13 protein-coding genes are annotated in these 18,114 nt (G+C 69.6%); 3 read left to right on the top strand and 10 right to left on the bottom strand.

What is annotated here, in order from left to right; genetic code table 11:
• The 10 genes from ACIBTM_RS45785 to ACIBTM_RS45740 form a co-directional block, all read right to left on the bottom strand.
• The gene (locus ACIBTM_RS45785; protein WP_395883374.1) at positions 1–2,280 is read right to left on the bottom strand and encodes a glycosyl hydrolase family 95 catalytic domain-containing protein; all 2,280 of its coding nucleotides are present in this window, start codon (positions 2,278–2,280) and stop codon (positions 1–3) included.
• A 137-nt stretch (positions 2,281–2,417) separates the two neighbouring features.
• Positions 2,418–3,077 (bottom strand): tyrosine-protein phosphatase, encoded by a 660-nt coding sequence (locus ACIBTM_RS45780; protein WP_395883373.1) that lies wholly within the window; start codon positions 3,075–3,077, stop codon positions 2,418–2,420.
• On the bottom strand, positions 3,074–5,548 hold the full coding sequence (locus tag ACIBTM_RS45775) for a PEP/pyruvate-binding domain-containing protein (RefSeq protein ID WP_395883372.1): 2,475 nt from the start codon (positions 5,546–5,548) through the stop codon (positions 3,074–3,076). Before ACIBTM_RS45775 ends, ACIBTM_RS45780 begins: the two co-directional genes overlap by 4 nt.
• Before the next feature lie 44 nt (positions 5,549–5,592).
• Positions 5,593–6,204, bottom strand: a complete 612-nt coding sequence (locus ACIBTM_RS45770) for a hypothetical protein (RefSeq protein WP_395883371.1) — start codon at positions 6,202–6,204, stop codon at positions 5,593–5,595.
• 503 nt (positions 6,205–6,707) lie between these two features.
• Positions 6,708–8,045 (bottom strand): M1 family metallopeptidase, encoded by a 1,338-nt coding sequence (locus ACIBTM_RS45765; RefSeq protein ID WP_395883370.1) that lies wholly within the window; start codon positions 8,043–8,045, stop codon positions 6,708–6,710.
• Positions 8,046–8,243: 198 nt separating this feature from the next.
• Positions 8,244–12,146, bottom strand: a complete 3,903-nt coding sequence (locus ACIBTM_RS45760; protein ID WP_395883369.1) for a Pls/PosA family non-ribosomal peptide synthetase — start codon at positions 12,144–12,146, stop codon at positions 8,244–8,246.
• Positions 12,147–12,393: 247 nt separating this feature from the next.
• Positions 12,394–13,863 (bottom strand): ribosome biogenesis GTPase Der, encoded by a 1,470-nt coding sequence (gene der, locus ACIBTM_RS45755; RefSeq protein ID WP_063272277.1) that lies wholly within the window; start codon positions 13,861–13,863, stop codon positions 12,394–12,396.
• A gap of 4 nt (positions 13,864–13,867) precedes the next feature.
• A complete protein-coding gene (locus ACIBTM_RS45750) occupies positions 13,868–14,536 on the bottom strand; it encodes a lysophospholipid acyltransferase family protein (protein WP_395883368.1) in 669 nt (222 codons plus the stop codon).
• Positions 14,533–15,237 (bottom strand): (d)CMP kinase, encoded by a 705-nt coding sequence (cmk, locus tag ACIBTM_RS45745; protein WP_395883394.1) that lies wholly within the window; start codon positions 15,235–15,237, stop codon positions 14,533–14,535. The genes ACIBTM_RS45750 and cmk overlap by 4 nt, the downstream gene beginning before the upstream one ends.
• A 92-nt stretch (positions 15,238–15,329) precedes the next feature.
• Positions 15,330–15,908, bottom strand: coding sequence for a TetR/AcrR family transcriptional regulator (locus ACIBTM_RS45740; protein ID WP_395883367.1), 579 nt, complete (start codon positions 15,906–15,908; stop codon positions 15,330–15,332).
• 90 nt (positions 15,909–15,998) lie between these two features.
• Between ACIBTM_RS45740 and ACIBTM_RS45735 the strand changes: the two genes are divergently transcribed.
• The 3 genes from ACIBTM_RS45735 to ACIBTM_RS45725 are packed head-to-tail and all read left to right on the top strand — an operon-like array spanning position 15,999 to position 18,092.
• Entirely contained in the window at positions 15,999–16,391 is a 393-nt protein-coding gene (locus tag ACIBTM_RS45735) for a DUF4267 domain-containing protein (protein ID WP_395883366.1), read from the top strand.
• A 15-nt stretch (positions 16,392–16,406) separates the two neighbouring features.
• Positions 16,407–16,889, top strand: coding sequence for a cation:proton antiporter regulatory subunit (locus ACIBTM_RS45730; RefSeq protein WP_395883365.1), 483 nt, complete (start codon positions 16,407–16,409; stop codon positions 16,887–16,889).
• 6 nt (positions 16,890–16,895) lie between these two features.
• A complete protein-coding gene (locus ACIBTM_RS45725; protein WP_395883364.1) occupies positions 16,896–18,092 on the top strand; it encodes a cation:proton antiporter in 1,197 nt (398 codons plus the stop codon).
• The last annotated feature ends 22 nt before the right edge of the window (positions 18,093–18,114 follow it).

Here is an 18,114-nt window from a genome sequence, read left to right as displayed (position 1 = left end):
TCAGATCCCCCAAGCCGGAGTTCCATGGTCACCGGGCACGTCCCGCGGCCGCAGTTCCGGACGCGCGCCGCGCCGCGTGACGACGGCCGTCCCGCCGCGGCGGAGCGGGATCGAGATCGCGCCAGGACCCGCGTGACGCCAAGGAAGCCGCCGCCCGCGCGCGTCACGGACCTCGATTTCGCCCGGGATCCCGTGCCACAGGGTGAGTGGCTCCCCCGCCTCGCTGTGGACGCGGATCCATTCGGTCGTGCCGCTGCGCCGGGACGCGTCCACGAGGAAGGCGCCTTCCGCGCGCAGGCTTTCGAAGGACGCGTCCGGCCAGGCCGACGAGACCGACGGGAAGACCTTGAGGACACCGTGGTCACCTTGCAGGAGCATGTCCACAACGGACTGCGCGGCGGTGATGGGGCTCTCGATCGCGAAGTTCGCTCCCTCGCGGTACATCGTGTTCGGGGTCAGCTGGGTGTCGGCGACGACGGTTCCGTCGAGGAAGATCTTCAGATAGCGCAGGGCTTCCTCGGGCTCGTCCATCACGGAACTCATCGACGATGCCGCCGCGAAGCTGTAGCCGTGCCATTTCCCCTGGGATCCGGCCCAATGCGCGAACGTGCGGCGCATGATGTCCCGGTCGCCGGGACGATCCCAGAGTTTTTCGCGCAGCGGATAGAGCCAGAGCAGATGCGAGAAGTGCCGATGTGAGTCGGCCAGTGGGACGCCGTCGCCGATCAGGACGCCTTGGGCGGGATCCTGGTGATACGGCACCAGCTTCTCGCCGATCTCCCGCCACGCCGGCACCCGCGGATCGTCGATCCGCAGCTTGGCCGCCGATTCGACCAGGGTGCGCGCGGCCCAGCGGATCAACGACAGGTCGTAGGTGCAGTCGGCCGCGTCGGCGTACTCGGGCGACCTCGTCATCGGGAGATGCAAGGCGCCGTCCGAGCCCGTCGCGAGGAAGTGCCGGTAGTAGTTGAGCGCCTTGGCCAGTGTCGGATACAGGACGTCGCGCAGGACCTGGACGTCCATGCTGTGCCGGTACGCGAGCCAGACGTTGTGCAGGCCCCAGATCAGGTTTCCGGTCTGGTCGTTCTTGGTGGCGGGCCCGGGGATCCCGACCGCGCGAGTACCGCCGGGCCGCAGCCGCCAGTCGCCCGGATGCGAAAGCGCGTACGTGTCGCCGTCCCGGTACGCGGGAGGCACCGAGAGTTCGAGGTTGGCGTGGTCGCGGCGGAAGGTCGCGGTGACGGCGTCGAGTTCGGGATGGTTGCTGCTGTTGACGATCGGATACGTGACCTGGACGTTCAGGTTCCACCACACCGCCGTCCAGCTGTTGCCGATCTCCGGGAACCACGGCCCCCATTCGGCGACCACCGGGCCGTTCGCGCGGGTGGCGCAGGCGGTCTTGTACAGCTGGATCCAGTAGAACCGCTGGATCCGTTTGTCCGGAATGGACACGAAACTACGGCGATAGAAGGCGTTCCACCAGCGCCGGTGACCGGCGACGAGCAGGTCCGGGTTCACCGCCGACGCCCGATCGACCCTCGTGATCGCCTCCGCGGTGTGCGTCGGCTCAGGGAACCCGTACGCGACCGTCGCCGCCAGGAGCCGTCGCGTGCCGATGGTCCGCTCACGCCACGCCGTCGTGTACCCGCCGCCCGCGTGGAGCGGCTGCTCGCAGTACCGGACGGCGCCCGCACTGGCGAGCTTCGGATCGGGATTGGCCGTGTACTCGGGCGGTTTGCGGATCGTCCTGGTCGTCGCCGACTTGAGCGGCGTGAACCCCCAATCCGCCGCCGCCTCCCCGGTGAGCGAGACGAGGAGGAGGTCCTGGTCGTTGTGGACCAGCGCGGAGAAACGCACCGAGCCGCGGGTGGTGGTGATCGTGCCGCCGAGTTCGGCGTTGTACAGGTCCAGGTGCCACTCCACCGCCGTGATCGCCCCCTCGAAGGTGAGGGTGAGGTAGCCGATCGGGAGCCGCGAGTACCCGATGCCCGCTTCCCACTGCCCGCGCTGGTCCTGGACGCGGGAATGGCTGAGCATCACCTTGAGGACGTTCGGCTGCGCCCCCGCGTAGAACTGGACGCCGAGAAAGCCGTTGGCGAGGAACGGGCCCTCTTGCCAGCCTGTCGGCAGCCGCTTCCAGATCATGCGCGCGTCGTCGACGATCCGGCGATGGACGTCTTGTCCGGCGAGTGCCGGTGGCGCCCCTTGAGCCCAGAGTCCGCCGAGCGCCGCCGCCCCCGCCGCGGCCCTCAGCATCGATCGCCTGGACAGCTCGGCCATGAGCGCCTCCAGATTCATACTACGTTTAACGCAGATCAAGTCCTGGCGACCGGCATGTTTCCAGAAATAGTCGAGCTTTGGCCACCCCCTTCACTCGCGCAGCGGTACAGACATCCGATGTCTCGTCGGACAATCCATCAACCGTTGAGTAAATGCGCCCTCAGTGCCCGGGCCGTCGCGTCGGACACGCCATGCTGCCGCGCCCAGCCGGCGAAACCCCCGAAATCGTCCTCGACACTGTCCAGCACCGCGTTGATCGTGCTCTCGGTGCACCGGAACAGTTCCTCCGGCAACCGGAGCGAGCGGAAGCGCTCGATCACCCGGGGAAGGCTGTACGCGCTGCGCAGATAGTCCTGGACGATCAGCTCCCGCGGCGCCCCGGCGAGGCCGAGCGCGAGGGCCGTGACGATCCCGGTCCGGTCCTTGCCCGACGCGCAATGCACCACGACGGGCCGGGCCAGCAGGACCGCCAGGATCTCGATGGCGACCGGGAGGTTGTCGTCGTGCCGGAGATGGTCGGCGTAGATCTCCTCCAGCGTGCTCGACCGTCCGCTTTGGACGGTCCGCAGCGGCACGTTCGCGTAGCGGACCCCGGGCAGTTCCGCCCGGCCCTCGCCGACAGTCTCGGCACTGGAACGAAGGTCGAGGACGCCTTCGATGCGAAGCCTGCCGAGCAGGAGTTCTTTATCCGTCCCGGTCAAGGCCTGCAGGGTGTCACTTCGGAACAGCCGTCCCCGCTGGATCGGCCCGCCGCCCGTGTCACGGAAGTTGAACGCGCCGGTGAGCACGGAAGTCACCGGGACTCCTCGCCGAACGTGATCGTCCCCGCGGAGCCGTCGACGGTGATCACCCGGCCGGTGGTGATCAGCGCGGTCGCACCGGGGACGCCGACCACTGCCGGGATCCCGTGTTCCCTGGCCACGGTCGTGCCGTGGGAGATCATCCCGCCCGTTTCGGTCACCAGCGCGGCCGCGGTCAGGAACAGCGGCGTCCAGCCGGGGTCCGTCGTGGCGGCGACGAGGATCTCGCCCGGTTCGATCCGTGCCCCGTCGGGATCGTGGATCACCCTCGCCCGGCCGGTCGCCACCCCGGCCGCCGCGGCCAGCCCGGTCAGGTCACCTTCGCCCGTATCGGCCGCGAGGGCGGGCACGGTGCCGTCGGACAGCAGGACCGACGGCACCCGGGGCCTGCGCGCCTCCCGCTCCCGGATCTCTCGCCGTCGCGCCACGGTCGCCCGGAAGTCCCTGCCGTCCAAGGCTTCGCGGACCTCGGCCAGGTCGAGGAACATCACGTCGCCGGCCCGCTCCAGCCGCTCCGCCCGGACGATCTCCTCGCCGACGAGGAGCAACTGCTTCCGAAGCGCGGCGAAACCGCGCATGAGGCAGAACTTCGGGAACTCGCGCAGTCCGCGCAATCGCCTCGACCTGCGGAGCAGGAAGCGCGCCAAGATCGCCCGGTGCGGTTTGGTCGCTGGAAGCCGGCGAGTGAGTTCGACGATCCGCGCCTCGGCCTCCGCGGCCGCGTGTTCGAAGCGGCTTGCCGCGTTCTGCTCCGCACCTTCCGCGCGGAGCAGATTCACCAATATCGCGAAAACCGGCTCGGGATCGTCGGCCCAGCGGGGTACACCGAAGTCGATCTCCGAGGTGGCGCGGCAACCGTATTCCGCCAGGAAGGCCGCGACGCTGTGCTGGACGACGTCCGGCAGGGTGCCCGCGAGCTGTTTGGCGGCCAGCTCGTCGGACGCGGTGTCGAGCAGCAAACTCAAGGCCTCGTCGTCGCGCCGGATCGCCTCCCCCGTCCGCCACAACGCCAGATCCATCTCGGTGGTCGGATTGTGCGGGATGCCGCGGAAAACGGCGGCGATCTCCTCCTCGTCCACGTAGCCACGAAGCAGCCGCACGGCAAGCTGCCCGCCGGTCCCGCCAGCGGTATTGGCGTCACGAGGGAGATTCGCCTCGATCCGGCAGACGTCGCGCCGGACGGACTCCACAAAGGACAGTCGTTCCCCGGCCGTCGCCTCGGCGGGCCCCGCGAACGCGGTGATGCGCCGCTCGGCGTCGCGAACGACCCTGGCGCGGGCCTGATCCGGCCACAGCCAAGCGGGGATCATCCGTTCCCAGCGGCGGCGCCGTTTCTTCGGCGGGGTGTCCTCTTCGGAACCGGATGGCGAAGGAAACCGCTGGTCACGGCCGAGCTGCTCGACCAGCCGGCCCGACGGCGCCGCGAGACTGTCCATGAACGCGGCCATTTTCGGCCGCTTCGCCGGACTCCGCACGCCGTCGGTGATGTCCCAGAACAGCCATCCGTCCACGTCGATGATCTCGCCGGAGAAGCCGAGCGCGCTCATGTACGCCGCCATCCCGCGCTGCCGCTCCCGGATCATCGACGCGCCCATCGGCGTGAAGGGGCGGTTGATCCCCTGGTAGACGTTGACCGACCAGTACGCGCGCGGCTCCCCCTCGCTCTCCGGGACCGGGAAGAGGGTGGTGATGTGCCGCGACTGGGTCAACCACAGTTCACCGTCGCCGTCGAACGCCCACTCGACATCCTGCGGCGCGCCGAAGTGCTTCTCCAGGCTCCTGCCGACCGCCGCGAGTTCACCCAGCCGCGACGGCGTCAGGCAGCCCTCGCCCGGCCCCTCGACGGTTTCGCTTTCGACGCTCAGCCGGTAGTGGTCCGGCGTCACCGCACCGGAAACCACCGCTTCACCCAACCCGGGCGCGGCGTCGACGACGACTTCGGACCGTTTGCCCGAAACCGGATTCGCCGTGTACAGCACCCCGGCACACTCGGCGTCGACCAGGCGCTGCACGATCACCGCGATGGCCGGAGCGCGCTCGGTGTCGTGCGCCGCCCGGTACCTCATCGCCCGGTCGGACCACAGCGAAGCCCAGCACCGGCGCACCGCCGCGAGCACCTCGTCCGCGCCCTGGACGCCGAGGAAGGTGTCGTACTGCCCGGCGAAACTGGCGTCCGGCAGATCCTCGGCGGTCGACGACGACCGCACCGCGACCGGACCGCCCTGCGAAAGCCGTTCGTATGCCTCGACGATCCCGGTTTCGAGCCGGGCCGGGAGCGGCACGGTCAGCACGTGGGCCCGCAGCCGTCCCTCCTCGCCGTCCGCGATCACCTGCCGGTACGCGGCGGTCGTGATACAGAAGCCTTGCGGCACGGGGAACCCCGCCGAAATCATCTCCGCGAGATTCGCCGCCTTGCCGCCGACGAGGTCGCGCGGACTGCCGCCCGCTTCTGCGAGCTCGAGAATCACTTTCGTTACCTCCCAGGGTGTTCGCTCAGCCTGAGCTTGCCTCCTCAACCTGGGTTGAGTTCAACTCCGTTCATGGAATTCGCGGCGTGGTACGCGGCGACGAGCTCGGCGGCGACCTTGCCGGGCTCTGATCGCAACCGGCTGGGCAGGGTCTGCAGTACGAGGATCCCCTCAGCGGCGTACCTGCCGTTCCTTTCGAGCGTGCCGGCATACTGCTTCCGCTCGAAGTGGAAGTCGTACGAGTCGACCTCCCAAGCGAGCCGAACCTCCTTGAAGTAGCCATCGGCGGTGCCGATGTAGCGGCCGGAGGCGTCCCGTAATTCGTGGTTCCACAACGGCTCCGGCAGCCCGATCCGCCGCCAGACCGCCATCGCGTCGACCTCGGCCACCGACCGCGCTCCTCGCAGGACGTCGCGCAACACCTCGCGAGGCAACGCGCTGCCTCGGTCACTGCCCACTTCGAGTTCCCTGATGAGAACCTCGGGATTCAGCCTTCCTCGCTGAACGGCTTCGGTCAGCAATGCCCGGACCGGGTCACGCGCGCTGAAGCGGCGGCACTCGTCGAGAACCGCCCGGACGAGGGGCGCCATCGGCATCCCATCCACGACGACGGGACGGGGCATTCGCGTGGTCCGCTCCACGGTCACCGAACCCACGCTGCTGACCTTGCACGAGGCCGGTATCAGAAGCTGGATCCCGTTCGCCGCGATTCCCGATCCCCGCAAGCCCTGGCGGCGGCAAGCTTCGAGACCTGTGACGAGTGCCTGCGGCCCGCCGTAGAGCAAGGCCCCGTCGACCAACTGACGCCGGGTCGGTTTACCGGAACCGAGCAGGAGCACTCCTGGCAGCAAGAGCTGCCACGGCTGCCCAGGCCGGCAGCGCCGATAACACGTCTTCCTGGGAACACCGAACTCCACCAGTCGCGCGACAGTGATCACTCCGCCGCGACTGAGCTCCCACAGAGCCTCGCGATCGTCTCGCCATTCGCCGGTTCGCACCACATACGCGATCGTGGATCTACCGGTCCACTCCGCGCCAGCCCCGATCCGCTCCCCTGTGGACAACTCGCTCCACCGGCGCCCCCCTGTGGACAACTCGCCAGGTGTTCCCAATGTCGCATTTGAGACGCTGAGCGTCTCAAATGCGACATTGGGAACCTTCAGGCAAGCGGAAGCGGAGGCAGCGCCGGAGCCTCCAGCCAAGCATCGAAGAAAGCAGCAAGCGACCGACCGGCGAAGCGTTCGGCGAGCGTCACGAAACCCGCGGTGGTCACCAGACCGTGCCGGTTCTCCACCGCCCAAGCCTTCACCAGCGGGAAGAAGACCTCGTCGCCGACGGTACAACGCAAGGCGTGCAACAAAAGACCGCCGCGTTTGTACACCCGCTCGTCGAACATCCGTGACACCCCGGGGTCGGCGAGACGCAGGTCCGCGGGCTTCCCCTTCATCCGCGCGTGCCAGGTCTTCGCCCACACGTGCGCGCTCTGCCCGCCGGATTCCTCGGACCAGAGCCATTCCGCGTACGTCGCGAAGCCTTCGTTCAGCCAGATGTGCCGCCAGTCGGCGACGGTCAGGCTGTTGCCGAACCACTGATGCGCCAACTCGTGGACGACGAGCCGTTCGTGTGTGCGGCGTCCGTCGACGTGGTTGGCTCCGAAGATCGACATGCCCTGCGCTTCGATCGGGTCGTCGAGGTCGTCGTCGGCGACGACGATGACGTACTCGCCGAAGGGGTACGGCCCGAACAGCCGCTGCAGCGAGTCCATGATCTGGCCCTGCCGCCCGAAATCGCGCGAGAAGGCGCGGCGCAGCCGCGGCGGCACGGCGGCCCGCTGCGGAACACCGCCCGAGGCGAGCACGATGTCGTCGTACCGTCCGATTTGGACGCTCATCAGATACGTCGGTGTCGGCTCCGGCCGTTCGAAGACCCACTGAGTGGTGCTCGCGCGCGTGTACCGGGAGACGAGATTCCCGGTGACGGCCACGAGATACGGAGACGACGTCGTGAGCGCGACACGGTAGGTCGCCTTGTCCGCCGGATGGTCGTTGCACGGGAACCACGACGGCGCCCCGACCGGCTGGCTCGCGACGAGTGAGCCGTCGGTCAGTTCGTCCCAGCCGATGTCGCCCCACAGCCCCGGAAGCGGCCGCGGATTGCCGACGTAGTGGACCTCCACCAGGAACTCGCTGCCGAGCGCCAGCGACTTCGCCGGCTTCACCTGCAGTTTGTGCGCGCGGCGCGTGTACTTGGCCGGTTTCCCGTTGACCAGCACCCGGTTGATCCGGAACTCGCCGAAGTCCAGTGTGAACCGCGACAGCGCCTGCGTCGCCTCCGCGGTGATGGTCGCGGAGGCCGACAGCCGGTTGGGACCGATCTTGTAGTCCAGCTCCAGATCGTAGTGCCGGACCCGGTAACCGCCGTTACCGTGACGGGGCAGATAGGAGTCGCCGGAGGTTTCCGCGCCGGGCGAGGGCTGCGCGGAGTCCTTCGAAATCACCCGCGAAAGACCCCGCTTTCCATCGTTTCTGTCAGTGAACCCGCGGCCGCGATCGACGTCGGCAGGGCGCTGCTTGGCAGAAGACTGTCACGGTGTGCGGACACGGCGCCCTGCCACCGCGATAGCGGGGCCTTCGGCCGGGGCGGGTTCACCCCTGTGGTCACCATTCCGAACACACCTCAGCTCCGCCAACGGTTCCTACTTCGTCCAGGCCGAGATGGGATTACCCAGCCAGCGCGAGTCGGCGGGGACCGCGTCGCCCCGAGTCACCAAGGAGCCAGGGCCGACGGTCGTCCGCGCGCCGATGCTCGCGCCAGGCAGCACGATACCGTGCGGCCCGAGCGTCGCTCCCTCGTCCAGGGTCACCGGCGACATCGTCATGATCCGGTCGTGGAACAGATGCGTCTGCACGACACAGCCGCGGTTGATCGTCGCGCCGTCCCCAAGGGTCACCAGGTCGGACTCGGGCAGCCAATACGTCTCCAGCCACACACCGCGCCCGATCTTGACGCCCATCGTCCGCAGCCACGCCGGCAGCAGCGGCGTGCCGCCGAGCGAACCGATCAGCCACGGCACGGCGAGCGCCTCGACGAAGGTGTCGGCGAGTTCGTTGCGCCAGACGAAGGAGCTCCACAGTGGGTGGTCGACCGCGCGGAACCGGCCCACCAGCAGCCACTTCATCGCGGTGGCGGTCAGCGCGGCGACGGCACCGGCGGCGAGCAGCAGCGGTCCGCCGAGCAGGACCGCGACCAGGAAACCGAAGGACGACGCCAGCGCGAAGATCCCGGCGGCCACCAGCACGGTCAGCGCGACACCGCAGATCACCGGCACGATGCGGCAGAGTTCGACGAGCGCGCGGGCGGCCTTCAGCCGCAGCGGCGGCGTGAAGGTACGGCTCGTGTCGGCCTCGCCGACCGACCGGCGGACCGGCAGCGGCGGCATCCCGAGGTACGACGAGCCCTTCTTCGCCTTGAGCGGAGCCGAGGACAGCACGCCGACCAGACCGCGTTTCGGCACCGAACGTCCCGGCGCGGCCATCCCCGAGTTGCCGAGGAACGCCTGCTTGCCGATCCTCGCCGGGGCGACGTGCAGCCAGCCGTGGCCGAGTTCGTAGGTGGCGACCATGGTGTCGTCCGCGAGGAACGCGCCACTGTCCACCTGGGTCATCTTCGGCAGCGCGAGAACGGTGGACGCCTCGACGTTGCGGCCGACCTTGGCCCCGAGCATCCGGAGCCACACCGGGGTGAACAGGCTGGCGTACAAGGGGAACAGCCCTTCACGCGCCATGCCCATCAGCCGTTCGGTCGCCCAGACCTGCCACGCGACGCGGCCGTGCACCGGGTGGTAGCCCTCGACCATGCCGATGCTCAGCGAACGGACGCCGACGAGCACGAGCAAGGCGTACGTCAGGAAGTACGCGATCGTCGCGAGCGGGGTGAACAGCAGCGCCTGGCCGAGCGCGGCACCCAGGGACGGAGTACCGGCGATCGCGTAACCCAGCACGGCGACGGCGGGCAGAGCGGCAGCGGCGGGCAGCAGGCCCAGTGCGACCGAGGTCGCGCCGTAGACCGAGGCCCAGAACCGCGACCTCGGCGGGCGGCTCGACGGCCACTTCAGCGCGTCCTTGCTGGCACGCGCCGCGGGGGCACCGGCCCAGCGCTGCCCGGCGGGCACGTTGCCGCGGACGGTCGAGCCGGCCGCGATCTCCGCGCCCTTGCCGATCCGCGCGCCGGGGAACAGCGTGCTGCGCGCGCCGATCCGCGCGTCGGCGCCGATCCGGATCTTGCCGATGTGCACGAGGTCGCCGTCCACCCAGTGCCCGGACAGATCGACCTCGGGTTCGACGGCGGCACCGCGGCCGAGCTTCAGCATGCCGGTGACCGGCGGCGGGGAGTGCAGGTCGACGTCCTTGGCGATCCGCGCGCCCAGAGCCTTGGCGTACGTCGTCATCCACGAAGCGCCCGCGACACTGTCCGCGCCGCTGAACTCGGCGAGCTTCTCGGCTGCCCACAGTCGCAAGTGGACACTCCCGCCGCGCGGGTAGCTGCCGGGACGGACCCCGCGCAGCAGCAGACGGGAGCCGGTCGCCGAGATCGCGATCCGCCCGGCCGGGCTGAACAGCACGATCCACGCGACGGCGATCCACACCCAGTTCAGCGTCGGCGCCCAGGCGAAACCGGCCAACGACAGCACGTTCGACAGCGTCGCGGCGATGGTCGTCCAGCGCAGGCCGACCAGGCCCATCAGCGGGATCATCAGCAGCGACTGGATGATCCCGGCCTTGCGCGGGGTGGGCGCGATGTCACGGCGTTCGGTCTTCTCGCCGCTCAGCGCGTCCAGCATCGACGCGAGCGCGCCGAGCTTCGGGTTGGCGTAGATGTCGCTCACCGACACCTGCGGGTGCCGGGTGCGGATCCGCGCGATCAGCTGGGCGGCGGTCAGGCTGCCGCCGCCGTTGGTGAAGAAGTCGGCCTTCGGGCTGTCGACCGAGACGCCGAGGATCTCCGCCCAGCCTTCGGCGAGCCAGCTCTCCGTCGGCGACAGACCGGATTTCGCGGCGTCCACAGTGGACAGCGGCCAGGGCAGCGCGTTGCGGTCGACCTTGCCGGAGGTGCGCGTCGGCAGGTCGTCGATCAGGGCCAGCAGCGGCACGAGCGCGGCGGGCAGCTGCTCGCGCAGCCGGGTCGCGGCCTCGTCGTGGTCGAACTCGACCCCTTCGGCGGGCACGACGTACCCGACGAGCACCTGGTTGCCCGCCTTGGTGCGGCGGACCGCGGCGGCGGCGCCCTGCACGCCGGGCAGCGCCTGGAGCGCGGCGTCGACCTCGCCGAGTTCGATCCGGCGGCCGCCGAGTTTCACCTGCTCGTCGAGGCGCCCGAGGAACAGCAGGCCCTCGGCTTCGGCACGGACCATGTCACCGCTGCGGTACGCGCGGCGCCAGCCCAGTGAGGGCAGCGGCGCGAACTTCTCGGCGTCCTTCTCGGGATCCAGGTAACGGGCCAGGCCGACGCCGCCGATGACCAGCTCGCCGGTCTCCCCCATCGCGACCGGCTCGCCGGCCTCGTTGACGACGGCGAGCTGCCAGCCCACCAGCGGCAGGCCGATGCGAACCGGACCTTCACCGGTCATCTGCGCGGCGCAGGCCACGACGGTGGCCTCGGTGGGACCGTAGGTGTTCCAGACTTCGCGGCCTTCGACGGCGACGCGTTCGGCCAGCTCCGGCGGGCACGCTTCGCCGCCGAAGATCAGCAGGCGGACGTCTTCGAGCGCGTCGGCGGGCCACAGCGCGGCCAGCGTCGGCACGGTCGACACGACGGTGATGCCCTGCGCGACCAGCCACGGGCCGAGGTCGACACCGGTGCGCACGAGCGAACGCGGCGCGGGGACCAGGCAGGCGCCGTGGCGCCAGGCGAGCCACATCTCTTCACAGGACGCGTCGAACGCGACGGACAGCCCGGCGAGCACGCGGTCGCCGGGGCCGATCGGCTCCTCGGTGAGGAACAGCCGCGCTTCGGCGTCGACAAAGGCGGCGGCCGAGGCGTGCGAGACCGCGACGCCCTTCGGCTTCCCGGTCGAACCGGAGGTGAAGATGATCCAGGCGTCGTCGGCAGGCGCGGGCGAGCCCTCGATGCCGCTCGGCGAGCCGAGCACGGTGATCGCGCCGCCATCGGTGACGACGGCGGCGACGGCGGCCTCGCCGAAGACCAGCTCGGCGCGCTCTTCCGGGTCGTCCGCGTCGACCGGCACATAGGCGGCGCCGACGGACAGGATCCCGAGGATCGCGACATAGAGCTCGGCGGTGCCGGAGGAGATCCGGACGCCGACCCGGTCGCCGACGCCGACCCCGTTGGCGGTCAGCTTGCGGCCGTAAGCGTCGATCTCCTCGACGAGCTTGCGATAGGAAAGCGTGGTCTCGCCGTCGTCGATCGCGCCCGCGTTGGGGTGGCGGGCGGCGGTCTCGGCGAGGATGTCGATCAGGGTGCGCTCGCCCGCGCCGAGACCGGACCAGAACAGGGCCCGGTCGGCGACCGGAGCGGGCGACGGGGCGACGGTGACGTCCGCGACGCAGGCGATCGGCCGCGAGTCTGCGGTCAGAGTCATCGGGAAATCACCACGGGCACGGCAGAAGCCTGGGCGCGCAAGCCCATCACACACCTTTCGCGAAGTGCGTCATTCGGGCTCGCTCTCCGAATGAGGCGCCCGCTAGCAGACCAGCTACTTTACCGCAGGTGAACGACATATCTCGGGAGGGTCTCGGCAGAGTGTCGAAACTCACCGGCGGACACGCCGAAACCCGAGGTCATCAGCGTGTCCACCCAGTGAAATATTCACCTACATCGTGAGAAAATCAGCGGGTCTTCGGTTTCCCTGCCGCTTTACCACCGGCCTTGGGCTTTTGCTTCTTTTCCCGCACCCGGACATTCACCCGAACGGGGCTGCCTTCGAAACCGAAACGCTCACGGAACTTCCGTTCGATGAACCGCCGGTAGCCCGCTTCGAGGAAGCCGGTGGTGAACAGGACCAGCGTCGGCGGCCGGATGCCCGCCTGGGTCGCGAACAGCACCTTCGGCTGCTTGCCACCGCGCACCGGCGGCGGGGTCGCGGCGATGAGGTCGGCCAGCCAGCCGTTCAGCTGGCCGGTGGGGACCCGCTGGTCCCAGGACTTCAACGCGGTCCGCAGCGCGGGCGCGAGCTTGCGCACCGACCGGCCGGTGAGCGCGGAGATGTTGACCTTGTCCGCCCACGGCACCCGCACCAGGCCGCGGTCCAGCTCGCGGACCATGGCGTGACGGCGGTCCTCGTCGACGAGGTCCCACTTGTTGAAGGCGAGCACGCAGGCGCGGCCCGCTTCGACGACCATGGTCAGCACGCGCAGGTCCTGCTCCGACAGCGGCTCGGCCGCGTCCAGCAGCACGATCGCGACCTCGGCCGCGTCGATCGCGGTCTTGGTCCGCAGCGACGCGTAGTACTCCGCGCCGTTGGCGGAGTTGACCCGCTTGCGCAGACCGGCCGTGTCGACGAACCGCCAGGTCTCGCCGTCCAGCTCGACCAGCGAGTCGACCGGGTCGACGGTGGTGCCGGCGACCGAGTCCACGACGGACCGCTCCTCGCCGGAGAGCTTGTTCAGCAGGCTGGACTTGCCCACGTTCGGCTTGCCGACCAGCGCGACGCGGCGCGGGCCGGTGGTGGCGCGGTCGCCGTCACGCGGCATCGACGGCAGCGCCTTGACGATGGCGTCGAGCAGGTCGCCCGAGCTGCGCCCGTGCAGCGCGCTGACCGGGTACGGCTCGCCGAGGCCGAGCGACCACAGCGACGCGGTGTCGGCGAGCAGCCGGTCGTCGTCGACCTTGTTGGCGGCGAGCAGCACCGGCTTCTTCGAGCGGCGCAAGACCTTGGAGACGGCCTCGTCGGTGGCCGTCGCGCCGACACTGGCGTCGATGACCAGCAGCACCGCGTCGGCGGTGGCCATCGCCATCTCGGCCTGCGCGGCCACGGAGGCCTGCAGCCCGGTCGCGTCCGGCTCCCAGCCGCCCGTGTCCACCAGCGTGAACCGGCGGCCCGCCCAGAACGCGTCGTAGGCGACGCGGTCCCTGGTCACGCCGGGGACGTCCTGCACGACCGCCTCGCGGCGGCCGAGGATGCGGTTCACCAGGGTTGACTTGCCGACGTTCGGCCTGCCGACGACGGCGAGGACCGGCTGCGCGAGCTGCGCCTCCTCCTCGGCCTCGCCCGCGGCGATCTGCGCGTCGAGCGCGGTGAATTCGGATTCGTCGGACCAGGAGCCGTCGACCTCGCCGACTCCGTCAAGCTCTGTCATTTTCTCAATCCTGTCGCGTGTCTCGGAGCCCGTGCTCCAAGCGCCATTCGTCCAGTGCCTTCACGAGGTCCGCGAGCGCGATGCGAAGCCGCTCGGTTCCCTCCTCCAGCCCTGTCCTTCCCTTCCCGATCGCGGGAGTGAAAGGTTCGCCGACCATGATGTCGACGCGTGGCCGCCAACGCCGCTTGGCGCCGGCGGGTTTGTACGTCCCCCGAGTGGCGACCGGAACCACGGTCGCGTTCCCGGCGCGGACCAGGAAGGCCGCGCCGCGCTCGAAGTTTTCGGCGTCACCGAGGCCGCGGGTGCCTTCCGGGAAGATCCCGACCGCACCGCCGTCCTCGAGCACCTTGACCGCCGCCATCAGCGGCTTGCGGTCCACCGCCCCCCGTTTCACCGGGATCTGGCCCAGTTTCGGGAAGAACCAGCCGACGAACCCCCGGAAGAGTTCCTCCTTGACCAGGAACGCCGTGCGCCTCGGCAACATTCCGAAGAGCAGCTGCGGTTCCACCATCGAGCTGTGGTTGGCGATGAACACCACCGGCCCGGACGCCGGAACCCGCTCGGCACCGTGCACCCGCACCCGGAAGGCGGGCCGCACGATGAACTGCGCGATGCCGCGGCCGAACGTGTGGATCGGGCCGCTCGCACCCTCGGGAAGCCCCTGCGCGCTCACCTCGTCGCCTCGGCCGGGCAACCTTCGAGAAGGCCGCGGTGCAGCGCGAGTTCCGCCAGCGCCACGATCACCTGGTCGATATTGAGCGCCGAGGTGTCGACCTCGACGGCGTCCTCGGCCGCGCGCAAGGGCGAAGCCGCTCGTGTGGAGTCGAGGCGGTCACGCCGTTCCACCGCCGCCTTGGCGACGTCGACGGTGGACTCCCGGCCGGCGGCGGAGTCCTGCGCGCTGCGGCGGGCGGCGCGGACCTCGGCCGAAGCGGTGAGGAAGATCTTGAGCGGGGCGTCCGGCGAAACGACGGTGCCGATGTCGCGGCCTTCGACCACGATGCCGCCGACCCGGCCGAGCACCTCGGCGATGATCTCGCGCTGCCGGGCGACCAGCAGCTCACGGACCGCGGGGACGGCCGAAACCGGCGACACCGCGGTGGTGACGTCCGCGCCGCGGATCTCGGCGGCGACGTCTTCACCCGCCAGGGTCACGGTCGCTTCGTCCGGGCTGGTCCCGATGCCGAATTCGGCCTTCCGGGCGACGTCGGCGATCGCGTCCGCGTCGGTCAGGTCGGTCCCGGCGCGCAGGACGGCGAGGGTCACCATGCGGTACATCGCGCCGGTGTCGAGGTAGCCGGCGCCGAGCTTCGTCGCGAGCTTCCGCGAAACCGTGGATTTCCCGGTTCCGGACGGGCCGTCCATCGCGACCACACCACGCAGGGCTCCCGCCACCGAAACACTCCTCAGCTCATCCGTCGCTCATCTGATCGACGACCATTCTGCCTGGTGGCGAACGACACGCCTCAGCCGCCCACGGCGAACCGGTCGACGAGCATGCCGATGCGTTCCGCGCGCGCGGGCGCCGGGAGCCGGCGGCTGCGTTCGAGAGTGACCAGGCCGTGCAGGGCGGCCCAGAAGGTCTCGGTGTAGAGGGCGGGGTCGTATTCGCCGGCGACCGGACCCACGACTTCGAACAAGGCGCCGAAGGCGTCCTTCAGCGGCGCCGGGCTGTCCGGGCTGGCGAAGCTCAGTTCACTGGCGAGGGTGAAGATCGCGTCGTAGAGCGCGGGTTTGCGGTCGGCGAAGTCGAAGTAGTTCCCGGCCAGCCGCAGCAGGGCGTCCCGCGCACCCTCCTCCGCCACAGCCCCTCTCCGCATGTGGACGGCCATTTCGGTGCATCCTTCGAGCGCCGCGGCCGCCATGATCGCCCCCTTGCCGGAGAAATGGCTGTAGAGCACGGGCTGGCTGTACTCGATCTTCGCCGCCAGCCGCCGGGTGGTGACCGCGTCCCAGCCCTCTTCTTCGGCGATCTCGCGAGCGGTGGTGACGATCAGCTGTTCGCGTTGCGAGCGGTCCCGCTCGCGCCGGGGGTTCGTGACCATACGAATATGCTAGCACCGCTAGACAAGCTAGCAGCGCTAGCGCTAGTGTCGGCGCCGTTCCTAGCACTGCTAGCTTTGGAGTCGGAGACCATGACCAGAATCAAGATCGCCTACATCCTGTCCGCCGCCCTCGCGCTCTTCGTCCTCTACTTCGGTAGCGGTTACGTGTTCTTCCCGGCGACCCAGACGGGCGGCTTCGGGCTGCCGGTGATGCCGGCCGAAGGCGACCCGATCCTCGCGGTCAAGGGTGTCCGAGACATCGGCACGGCGCTCGTGGTGGTCGCGCTGCTCCTGTTCCGGAACGCCCGCGCACTGGGCTGGGCGATGCTCGCGATGGCGTTCATCCCGTTCGGCGACATGCTGATCGTGTTGACCCACAACGGATCCGTGGGCGCCGCGCTCGCCATCCACGGCGCGACGTGCGCCTTCATGCTCGTGATCTCGGCGTTGTTCCTGATCCGCCCAGCGCGAAACGGACAGTGAGTTACTGTTGTTCACGTGAACGTCGAAGTGACCCCGCTCCCCGGAATAGGCGTCCGCAAGGACTTCGCCACCCGCAACGGCCGCCGCGTCGGTGTGGTGACGCATCGCGATGGACACGTCGAACTGATCGTGTCCAAAACGGACGATCCCGACGCCTGCCTGGCCTCACTTCCGCTCACCACCGACGAGGCGGGCGCGCTGGCGAACCTGCTCGGCGCGCCCCAGCTGGTCGCCCAGCTCACCGAAGAGCACCGGGACCTGCCCGGCATCAACACCAAGCAGCTGCCGATCAAGTCGTCGTCGCCGTTCGACGGGCGGACGCTGGGCGACACCGCCCTGCGCACGCGGACGAGCGTCTCGGTGGTCGCGGTGATGCGAGCCGGTCAGGTCCACCCCTCCCCCAACCCGGACTTCAACCTCACCGCGGGCGACGTGCTCGTCGCGGTCGGCACCTCCGAGGGGCTCGAGGCCGCCGTCAAGATCTTGAAGTACGGCTGATCGCGGATGGATCACACCGCGCTGTCCTTGATCGAACTCGGGGCGGTCTTCTTCGGGCTGGGCGCGTTGGGACGCCTCGCCGGGAAGATCGGGATGTCCCCGATCCCGCTGTACCTGATCGGTGGCCTGTGTTTCGGGCAGGGCGGGTTCATCCCGCTCGGCGACATCGGCGATTTCACCCATCTCGCCAGCGAGATCGGTGTCGTCCTCCTGCTGCTCCTGCTCGGCCTGGAGTACTCGGCGGCCGAGCTGTTCACCGGGCTGAAACGCTCGTGGCTGGCGGGCGTCGTGGACATCGTGCTCAACGCCGCGCCGGGGGCGATCGTCGCGCTCATCCTCGGCTGGGGGCCGATCGGCGCGATCGTCATGGCGGGCGTCACCTACATCTCGTCGTCCGGGATCATCGCGAAGGTGCTCGGCGACCTCGGCCGGCTCGGTAACCGGGAAACCCCGGTGGTGCTGTCGATCCTGGTGTTCGAGGACCTGGTGATGGCGCTGTACCTGCCGATCCTCACCGCGGTACTCGGCGGGGTGAGCTTCCTCGGCGGGATGAAGGCCGTCGGGATCTCCCTGATGGTCATCACCGTGGTCCTGGTGATCGCGCTGAAGTTCGGCCGGTACGTCTCCGCGGCGGTGGACAGCCCGGATCGCGAGGTGTTCCTCCTCAAGGTCCTCGGCGCGGCACTGCTGGTCGCCGGTGCCGCTTCGGCGATGCAGGTTTCGGCCGCGGTCGGCGCGTTCCTGCTCGGCATCGCGATCTCGGGTTCGACGGCGGAGAACGCGACGCACATGCTCGAACCGCTGCGTGACCTCTTCGCCGCCGTGTTCTTCGTCGTGTTCGGGCTCAACACCAATCCCGCCTCGATCCCGCCCGTGCTCGGCTGGGCGGTGGTGCTGGCGGTCGCGACCACGCTCACGAAGGTCGGCACCGGCTGGTGGGCCGCGCGGCGGCAAGGCATCGGGAAAATGGGCCGCGCTCGCGCCGGGGCCGCGCTGGTCGCGCGAGGCGAGTTCTCGATCGTCATCGCCGGGCTGGCGGTGGCGGCGGGCGCCGTGACCGGCGAACTCGCGGCGCTCGCGACGGCGTACGTGCTCCTGATGGCGATTCTCGGCCCGACGGCCGCGCGGATCGTGGAGCCGGTGGCGCGGGCACTGCAGCGGAAGCCTTTCGGGTCGAAGAGCCCGGCTTCCCAAACCAGCTGACCCCCACGCGCGCCAGGAACGG

It is taken from the genome of Amycolatopsis sp. NPDC049868, from assembly GCF_044461365.1.
Taxonomy (GTDB): domain Bacteria; phylum Actinomycetota; class Actinomycetes; order Mycobacteriales; family Pseudonocardiaceae; genus Amycolatopsis.
Note: the sequence above shows the minus strand (reverse complement) of the source record. Positions and strands in the feature narration are given on the sequence as shown.

What these genes read in the sequence shown, in the direction of transcription:
- ACIBTM_RS45785 (WP_395883374.1), bottom strand. Translation starts at nt 2,280, where the DNA reads ATGGCCGAGCTGTCCAGGCGATCGATGCTGAGGGCCGCGGCGGGGGCG.
- ACIBTM_RS45760 (WP_395883369.1), bottom strand. Translation starts at nt 12,146, where the DNA reads ATGACTCTGACCGCAGACTCGCGGCCGATCGCCTGCGTCGCGGACGTC.
- der (WP_063272277.1), bottom strand. Translation starts at nt 13,863, where the DNA reads ATGACAGAGCTTGACGGAGTCGGCGAGGTCGACGGCTCCTGGTCCGAC.
- ACIBTM_RS45740 (WP_395883367.1), bottom strand. Translation starts at nt 15,908, where the DNA reads ATGGTCACGAACCCCCGGCGCGAGCGGGACCGCTCGCAACGCGAACAG.
- ACIBTM_RS45735 (WP_395883366.1), top strand. Translation starts at nt 15,999, where the DNA reads ATGACCAGAATCAAGATCGCCTACATCCTGTCCGCCGCCCTCGCGCTC.
- ACIBTM_RS45725 (WP_395883364.1), top strand. Translation starts at nt 16,896, where the DNA reads ATGGATCACACCGCGCTGTCCTTGATCGAACTCGGGGCGGTCTTCTTC.